Raw genomic sequence first — 8,286 nt, forward strand, 5'->3', positions numbered from 1 at the left:
TTTGGGCAGATGGTCAAGAAGTTCGTAGAGATAGACCTCAAAGGCGCCGGTGAAGCTTTGATGAACCACGCCATTATTCTCAAGGTTCATCCTGAAACGCTCGAGGTCATTGCCGCCAGCGAAACCGCCCATGCGCAGTTCTCGCGCCTGAAAACCAGCGAAGTGACCACTCTGACCGATCTGGTCGTCAAACAGGACTGTTTGCAGCGGGATGTGACCGCCACGGCGGCAGGCAATGGCAGCCTTCCGTTTCGGGTTCGGCTCGACGATACGCCGGTTTCGCCGCAATTCTTTGGCTTCATGCAGAAATCCCACGATGGCAATGTTTTCCTGTCAGGCGGTGTCGTGGAACCGGACGAGGCTATTCTGGGCTATGTTGCCGCCATCGAGACCGCCCAGGCGATTGTGGAATACGACATCGACGGCACCATCATGCAGGTGAACGACAATTTCTGCACATTGATGGGATATGATCGCAATGACATCGTCGGCGCGCCTCAGGCGGTCCTCTGGCCCGAGGTCTCTGGCAAGCCAAAAGGGTTTTCCGGGTTCTGGGATGACCTCTGCGCCGGGCACGCGGTCCAGGGCGAATATCAACGCCTAGATCGCAAGGGCAACCAGATCTGGGTCCGGGCCGCGTTCAATCCGATTTTCGATCGAGAAGGCGGCGTGGTCCGCATTGTCGAATACGCCATGGATGTAACCGAAACCAAGTTGAAATCGGCCGACAGCGCGAGCAAACTCGAAGCGCTGAGCCGCAGCAACGCGGTAATTGAATTTGACCTTGATGGCACGATCCTTGACGCCAACGCCAATTTCCTCGAGCTGATGGGCTATACCCGACAAGATATCGTCGGGCGCCACCATCGCATGTTCTGCGATCCGGAAACGGTCAAGGGCGCCAGGTACAAGAGCTTCTGGCAAAAACTGTCGTCTGGCGAATACACCCACGGCGAATACCGTCGTCTGACAAAAGATGGCACACCGGTCTGGGTCCAGGCGTCCTACAACCCGGTTTTCGGCCCCGATGGCAAGCTGCTCAAGATTGTGAAATTCGCCACCGATGTCAGCGCCGCGCATCAGAAGCGCGCCGAAATGGAAGCCCGTCTTGCGGCCGCGAACCGCAGCCAGGCCGTGATCGAATTTGACCTCGACGGTCATGTCCTTTGGGCCAACGAAATCTTTCTGGATCTGGCGGGCTACGTCCTGGAGGAAATCGTCGGTCAGCATCACCGGATATTCTGCACCAAGGACCATTCCGCGAGCCGTGAATACGTGAGTTTCTGGCGCAAGTTGAGCGCGGGGGAATTCGACAGTGGCGTGTATCAGCGCGTGCGCAAGGATGGCACGGATCTCTGGATTCAAGCCACCTACAACCCGGTTTTCGATCTGGACGGCAAGCCGATCAAAGTGGTCAAATTCGCCAACGACCTGACCGTGGCCAAGGAAATCGCTGTTGAATTCGAGGCGAAAATGAATGCCGTCAGCCGCAGCCAGGCTGTCATTGAATTTGACCTCGACGGCACCATCCTGAGCGCGAACGACAATTTTCTGTCCTTGATGGAATATGACAAAGAGGATGTCATCGGCCAGAAACACAAGATGTTCTGCGACCCGGAGTACGCCGCCAGCGAAAAGTACCGTGAATTCTGGGCGGCGCTGGGGCGGGGCGAATTTGCCTCTGGTGAATACAAACGTTTCGGACGCGGAGACAAGGAGGTCTGGATCCAGGCCACCTACAACCCGATCTTCGATTTGAACGGCAGACCCGTGAAGATCGTCAAATACGCCACCGACGTGACCGAGGCGAAAAAGAGCGCTGTTGATGCCACCAACAAGATCGAAGCGATGAACCGCAGTCAGGCGGTGGTGCAATTTGACCTGGACGGCAATGTGATGGCTGCGAACGAAAATTTCCTCAGCGTCATGGGGTATTCTCTGCGCGAAATTCAGGGCCAGCACCATTCCATGTTCTGCGCGCCCGATCATCTGAAATCACAGGAATACCGGGATTTCTGGCTGGCGCTCAATCGGGGCGAATTCCAGTCCGGGCGCTTTCACCGCATCGGAAAATTCAGCCGTGATGTGCATATCCAGGCCACTTACGCGCCACTGATGGATCTGCAGGGCGCGCCGATGGGGGTGATCAAATATGCATCCGACATCACCGATCAGGTCGCGCGGGAAAAGGCCATCCAGCAGAAGGCCGCCGAAATGATGGCAGCCGTCAACTCCCTGAGCGAGGCGATTTCCGACATTTCCTTTGCTTCGGGTGAAGCGCGCAACAAAGCGGCGGTGACCGAAGAGAACGCAACCCAGGGCTTTGAGGCGCTGAACCACACGATCGAGTCGATCGAACTGATGCAGCGCTCCTCTGGTGAGATTTCCGAGATCGTCAAAGTGATCGGTGAAATTGCCAACCAGACCAATTTGCTGGCCTTCAATGCCGCCATCGAGGCCGCGCGGGCAGGGGAGCACGGGGTCGGGTTTTCTGTTGTGGCGGAAGAGGTGCGAAAACTGGCTGAACGCAGTTCCGAAGCGGCGCATAAGATCTCGCGCCTGATCGCGGAATCGGAGGTGCGCGTCGATCAGGGCACCACCCGTTCTGTCGCCGCCAGAGACGCCTTCTCTCGCATCGTCGAAAGCGTCAATCTGACAGGGCAATCCGTGGATCAGATCTCCACCGCCGCAACCAATCAGCTTTCTGCCTCCAAACAGGTGGAACAGTTGATCGCTGAACTGTCAGACGATCCCAAGGCGGCCTGATCTCGTGCAGAACGTCGGGGACGATCAGCCCAAAATCACAGGCGAAGACCCTGCCGACCTGTTGGTCGGCGTGGTCGATATCGGCGGGATGTTGTTTGCCATCCCAATCGAACATGTCCGCGAAGTGATCCCGGCTCCCTCCGCCTTTCAACGCCTGCCGAGCCAGCACCCGGATCTTGTCGGTGGTGTGCTGCTGCGTGGCAAGGCGATCCCGGTGCAGGCGCTGCATCGCCGCCTCGGATTGGAGGCCCCGACCTGCCTTCAGGCCGCGACAGAGCGGGAGGCTGTTGACACCACAGAGGCGGGGACAGGGTCCACAGACAACGGTGTTATCGTTGTCGTGCGTGCCAATGGGCGGGTCACCGGATTGCTGGTTGATGCGGTGCGCTGCCTGCTTCAACTGGGCGACACCTGGGCCCAAAACCTGCCCGCCGACCAGGATTCGCTGATTTGCGGCGGCTACATTTGCGACACCCATGGGCATTTTTCGATGCTGTCGGTGTCGGAACTGTTGAATGTGCCCCTGGCCCCCTCTGACGAAGTCTCTGAAACGGCACGCCGACGGGCCAGTGTTCGTCGGATCGCTCATATCCGGTTTCGCGTAGGCACCCTGAATTTTCTGATTGCAATGAAGGACATCGCGTCGACGGTGCCGACTTGCGTTCTGAAACCCTGGCCGGTGAGCGGCGGCAGTTGCATGGGGCTGATCACGCGCCACGGTATGGAAATGCCGATGTTGGATACGCTGGCCAATCTGGGCTTTGCAAGTTCCGGCGCCCGCCCGACAGAGGCCGCGGGGATCATCATCGAATACCCCGATGACAAGGCGCTGGCTTTCAACGTCGATCAGGTCTTGAGCGTTGTGAACATTGAAGAAGACGCGATTTATGGCTTTCCACCCAGCGTCACCACGCGGTGGTCGCTATTTGATGGCGTCCATATCGATGCAGCGGGCAACCAGTGTTTTGTCATCAATGTGGCTGCCTGCCGCGAGGATGCGGATCTGTTGAAATTTGCCGCCGCCTCGCATCGCAAAAAGCCGGAACCACAAAGCCGACTTGGCGGGGTTGTCAGCATCGCTGCGGTCGAGGGCGCGGACCCCAAGGATCAAGGCTGCGGCCCTGCGTCTCTCGCGGGTCTCAGATCGCAGTCGAACCGCTACCTGACCGTCTGCGCGGCGGGCGATTTTGCTGTCCCGATCGAGGCCGTCAGCGAAATCATGCGGGTGCCGGTCGAGTTTGGTCCGTCCGATTTTGACGGCCACCTCGTCAACCTGTCCTACCGGGATCGCCTGATGCCGGTCTACGATTGCGCGCAACGGCGGGGCAGCGGCATCGGCCAGTTCGGCAGCGAGGCGGGCATCTTGATCCTGTCCAAGGATGGCCACCATTTCGGGCTGGCGGTTGAGGCGATGAAATCCATCGATACTGGTCGCCTTAAGGGGTATCGCGGTGCCGATGGGCGGGCCAGCGAACAGCCGTCGGAACAATTGGTGGAACTTGGGTTGGGCAAGGCGGCACGCCTGGTCCCGATTGCCGATCCCTCCGAACTGCTGCCCTGAACGCGGGGCCTCTGCGGGCCGGCCCCTGAAACATGCCGATGTCGGCAGGCAGAGGTCGGCCGCGCCGGGCCTGCGTCCGCGGGCAATCGCGCCAAAGGACAGAACGCCGGATTGCGCGTTTTTGCGGCTGCATCCTGCGGCGTCTGCGGCTAGGTTGGCGTCATCCGGGGCGCTGTCGATCATGCGTTCCGGTTTTCTTCTCGACGCGAAAATTCAATACGCCGGAGCCCCAAGATGACCACTTTTGCCCTGACCGAGACACGCCTTGCCGCATTGCGGGCCCGCATGGCGGCAACGCAGACCGACCTTGTCGCGCTGGGCCCGTCGAGCCATATGGCGTGGTTGACCGGCGTCCACCCGCATGGGGACGAGCGTCCCGTGATGTTGTTGGTCAGCCAGGATTATGCCGGGTTCCTGATGCCGGCGCTGAATGCCGCTGCGGCGCGGGCCGACACGGCGCTGCCGTTTCACGCCTGGCGGGATGACGACGGGCCGGAGGCGGCCCTGAGCGAACTGCTGGCGGCTTGCGATGCGACCGGTTCAGGCCTTTCGGTTGTTCTGGACGAAACGATGCGCACCGATTTCGCGCTGCGGCTGCTGGATGCGCTGGATGGTCCGCGCCGCCGCTTTACCGAGGATACGGTTGGTCTTTTGCGCGCGGCCAAGGACGACGCAGAGTTTCGGGCCATCAAGAAAGCGCATTTGATCAACGACCGGGCGGTCAAGGCTGCCTTCGCCGCCTTGAAGGTCGGCATCACCGAGCAAGAGGTGGTCGAGATCATCAAATCATCCTATCAGGACGCGGGCGCGACACTGGTGTTCTGTTCGATTTGTTTCGGCGCTTCGGCCGGTTTTCCGCATCATTATCCGGGCGCGACCCGGTTGGAAGACAACATGGCGGTGTTGATCGACACGGGCTGCCGCATTGACGGGTATCCATCGGACATGACCCGCAGCGGGTTTTTCGGCACGCCGGATGAAACCTACACCGAGGTTTTTGATGTGGTGGAGGCCGCTGTGCAGGCCGCGCTGGCAGTGGCCAAACCCGGCGCGCGGGCGGCCGATGTCGACAAGGCGGCGCGGGACGTGATTGCGGCGGCGGGATATGGCGCGAACTTCCTGCATCGCACCGGTCACGGGCTGGGGATCGACATCCACGAGCCGCCTTATATCGCTGGAAACTCCGACGGGGTTCTGGAGGAGGGCAATGTTTTCTCCATAGAGCCGGGGATCTATCTCGAAGGTCAGTTCGGCGTCCGCCTGGAAGAAATCGTCATTCTGCGCCCAGAGGGGGCCGAAATATTTTCGGAAATGCCGCGCGATATGGTGCGCTGCGGTCAATAGGTTTCGGGGCCGCCGGTGGCGGTGCGGTCAGGGCAATCGCGCTGACGCCAATCTGCCGGGGATGGCAACGGAGCCATGCCCGGCAAGCTGCGCCATATGCCAGCCGAGAACCTGATTGGAGCTGAGAACCGGAACCCCCAGCAAGGCTTCCAGTTCCGGAATAAGCCGCAGGGTGCGCAGATTGGTGCAGGACAGGAACACCGCGTCCAGCGTGTTGCGGCGGGCCAGCTCCAGGGTCGCCGCGCGCAGCGAGGCTTCGGAAATGCGGGCCACGCGGGATTCGATGCATTCGCCAAATCCCAGCATATCCGGCACGGTGAGGCCCCCGGCCTGAAAGGCGGCGCGCACTGGCGCCGCAACCGATGGAATATAGGGCGAAACGATCCCCACCCGAACGAGGCCGAGCGCCTGGATCGCCGCAAGCGCTGCGGTCAACGGATTGCAGACCGTGGTGGTACGGGCATGGCTCTGGATCAGGGCCTGCACCCGGGGCGCGCCGATCAGCGTGGTGCCGGATGTGCAGCCATAGGCAATCGCATCAAAGCACACCGCAGCGGGCAACAGCCCGGCGGCAGCGGGCAGGTCGGTCTCCATCCCGGCGATGGTTTCGGGGGTCAGCTCCGCACCCGAGGGGACCCGTGTGACATGCAGCCGGGCCGTTTCCAGTGGGAACATGCGCCGAAAATCATCTTCGATGGTCTCATCGACCTGCAAGGCGACGAGGCCAAAACAGGGGCGCGGGTCCTCTGTCAACGTGTAGGGAAAAGCGGTCATCACAGCAGCTCCGGCAGATCGGTTGGGGCGCGCGGCGACAGGAGTTCCGCGCCGGTCTCGCGCAGGACGATGTTTTCCTCATGGACCATGGTGACGCCTGGGCGCAGGACCGCACCCGGTTCCAGGGTCAGGACCATGCCGCTGCGCAGGGGGGTCTGGTCGCGCGCTGTCAACGAGGGCCATTCGGTCAGCGTCACACCCAGCCCGTGCCCCAGTCGCCCGCCGCCGGGCGTCAGGCCCTGCGCCACGATTGAGCGGTGCAAAAGGCGGTGCAGATCGCAGGCCCGCAGGCCCGGGCGGATGGCGGCAAGGGTGTCCTGTGTCGCAGCCCAAAGCCCCGCGTGCCCCCGTCGGGCCAGATCCGAGGCGCGGCCAATCGCATAGTTGCGGTCAAAATCGCAAAAATACCCGTCGTGTACCGCGCCGGTATCCAACATCAGGATGTCTCCTGCGACCAGCGGCACGGTCCGGGCCGGGGAAATCACATCGCGGTAGCCGTCCTGTCCGGCACCGCCGGCCAGGTAGCTGACCCAATCGGCGCCTTCCTCCAGCAAGAGCGCCTGAAAACCGCGAAAGACAGCGTCGAGAGGTCGGCCGGCCCCGGCGATCTCCGGTATCCGGTCAAAGGCCCGTGCCGCGATGGCGCAGCTGTTGCGGATCTTGGCAATTTCCGCCTCGGATTTGATTTCGCGCACGCGCTGGAGGCAATCCGTGGCGTCAACGAATGCGCGCGGGGCGAGCTGTCCACAGAGCCGGTGATAGTCAGCCAGCGGCATTCGCAAGTGGGTCTCCAGCCCCATCGGGACACCGATGCGGCCCTGTTCCGGCACCAGATCTGCCAGAACCCCGGCCAGCAGGCTGACCCCGTCGTCGACCGGGTCTGGCGCGTCCCAGGTCTGGATGTGTTCGATCCAGCTTTGTCGCATCAGCGCGGCGCCAATGGTGGGGATGACTGCGACGGGGTCGCAGGTGGCGGGCAGCACCACAAACCACGGGCGGGCCGGGCTCTCCCAGAAACGGGTGAGAAAACCGGAGATGTAGAATATATCGGCCGCCGTGGTCAGAAGGACGGCCTCCAACCCGGCAGCTGCCATGCCTGCCTGAAGTCGGCGCACCCGGGCCCGGAATTCCGCGACAGGAAAGACCAGCGACCGCTCAGTCATCCTGTGCGCCTTCTGTCAGAAAGGCGAGCACCTGGGCAGTCGGGGGCACGAGCTCTGCATTGGCCAGCAGCGCAGTCAGCCCGGCGGCCCCCGAAGGACTGGTCGCGATCCCATGACCAGCGAGCCGCTCCACGGCCATTTGTGCGTCCTGTTCGCTGATGGTGACAAACAGATCCGCATCCCGCGCCAGCCCCTGCAGCGCGATCATTGATGGCGTCTTGCAGTCCAGCCGCCCCATGGCAGAGGTCGGGCCGGTTGTTTCAACCAGCGCCCCGGCGCGAATGCTCTCGATCAGGGCGGGGGCGGCGGTGGGTTCGACAACCACGATGGTCGGCGTTGCCCCCCAGACCCGGCGGGCATGGGCGGCGATGGCGGCGGCAAACCCGCCGACGCCGGCCTGCAACAGGATATGGGTTGGCGGCGTGTCGATCTGGGTGCTGACCTCCTGCGCGAGCTGCACATACCCCTCCATGACGCGATAGGGCAGATCCATGTAGCCGGGCCATGAGCTGTCCGACAGCAGCGTCCAGCCCTCGACCTCGGCGGCGGTGGCGGCGGCGGCCATGCTGGCCTCGTAGGTTGCTCCGGCGCGGACCACGCGCGCGCCTTTGGCCCGCAGTCGTGCGGCAAAGCTTTCGGGCACCGTCTCCGCGAGCGAGGGCTGGACGCTGTCCTCGG

General features: G+C 62.2%; 6 protein-coding genes. 3 read left to right on the plus strand and 3 right to left on the minus strand.

The features are described from left to right. Positions 1-9: 9 nt before the first annotated feature. From TRIHO_RS17635 to TRIHO_RS17645, 3 genes are all read left to right on the plus strand, one after another. The gene (locus tag TRIHO_RS17635) at positions 10-2,766 is read left to right on the plus strand and encodes a methyl-accepting chemotaxis protein (protein WP_207498721.1); all 2,757 of its coding nucleotides are present in this window, start codon (positions 10-12) and stop codon (positions 2,764-2,766) included. A gap of 4 nt (positions 2,767-2,770) precedes the next feature. Further along, entirely contained in the window at positions 2,771-4,327 is a 1,557-nt protein-coding gene (locus TRIHO_RS17640; protein ID WP_068246757.1) for a chemotaxis protein CheW, read from the plus strand. A 234-nt stretch (positions 4,328-4,561) separates the two neighbouring features. Continuing rightward, positions 4,562-5,671 carry a M24 family metallopeptidase gene (locus tag TRIHO_RS17645; protein WP_068246761.1) on the plus strand — a complete coding sequence of 370 codons (1,110 nt, stop codon included), beginning with the start codon at positions 4,562-4,564 and terminating at the stop codon, positions 5,669-5,671. Between the two features lie 27 nt (positions 5,672-5,698). Here the strand turns inward: TRIHO_RS17645 and TRIHO_RS17650 are convergent, their stop codons facing one another. The 3 genes from TRIHO_RS17650 to TRIHO_RS17660 all read right to left on the minus strand — a co-directional run. Then, positions 5,699-6,445: a maleate cis-trans isomerase family protein gene (locus TRIHO_RS17650; protein WP_068246764.1), complete on the minus strand. Its 747-nt coding sequence runs from the start codon at positions 6,443-6,445 to the stop codon at positions 5,699-5,701. Continuing rightward, positions 6,445-7,608, minus strand: coding sequence for a M24 family metallopeptidase (locus tag TRIHO_RS17655; protein WP_068246766.1), 1,164 nt, complete (start codon positions 7,606-7,608; stop codon positions 6,445-6,447). The genes TRIHO_RS17650 and TRIHO_RS17655 overlap by 1 nt, the downstream gene beginning before the upstream one ends. Continuing rightward, positions 7,601-8,286 (minus strand): pyridoxal-phosphate dependent enzyme (locus TRIHO_RS17660; protein WP_131811217.1); only part of this gene is annotated, 686 nt, incomplete at its 5' end. The genes TRIHO_RS17660 and TRIHO_RS17655, both read right to left, overlap by 8 nt.

Source organism: Tritonibacter horizontis (genome assembly GCF_001518015.1).
GTDB lineage: Bacteria > Pseudomonadota > Alphaproteobacteria > Rhodobacterales > Rhodobacteraceae > Epibacterium > Epibacterium horizontis.

Bases quoted from the DNA above. Each gene is read 5' to 3' on its own strand.
- TRIHO_RS17635 (WP_207498721.1), top strand. From the start codon at position 10: ATGGTCAAGAAGTTCGTAGAGATAGACCTCAAAGGCGCCGGTGAAGCT.
- TRIHO_RS17645 (WP_068246761.1), top strand. From the start codon at position 4,562: ATGACCACTTTTGCCCTGACCGAGACACGCCTTGCCGCATTGCGGGCC.
- TRIHO_RS17650 (WP_068246764.1), bottom strand. From the start codon at position 6,445: ATGACCGCTTTTCCCTACACGTTGACAGAGGACCCGCGCCCCTGTTTT.
- TRIHO_RS17655 (WP_068246766.1), bottom strand. From the start codon at position 7,608: ATGACTGAGCGGTCGCTGGTCTTTCCTGTCGCGGAATTCCGGGCCCGG.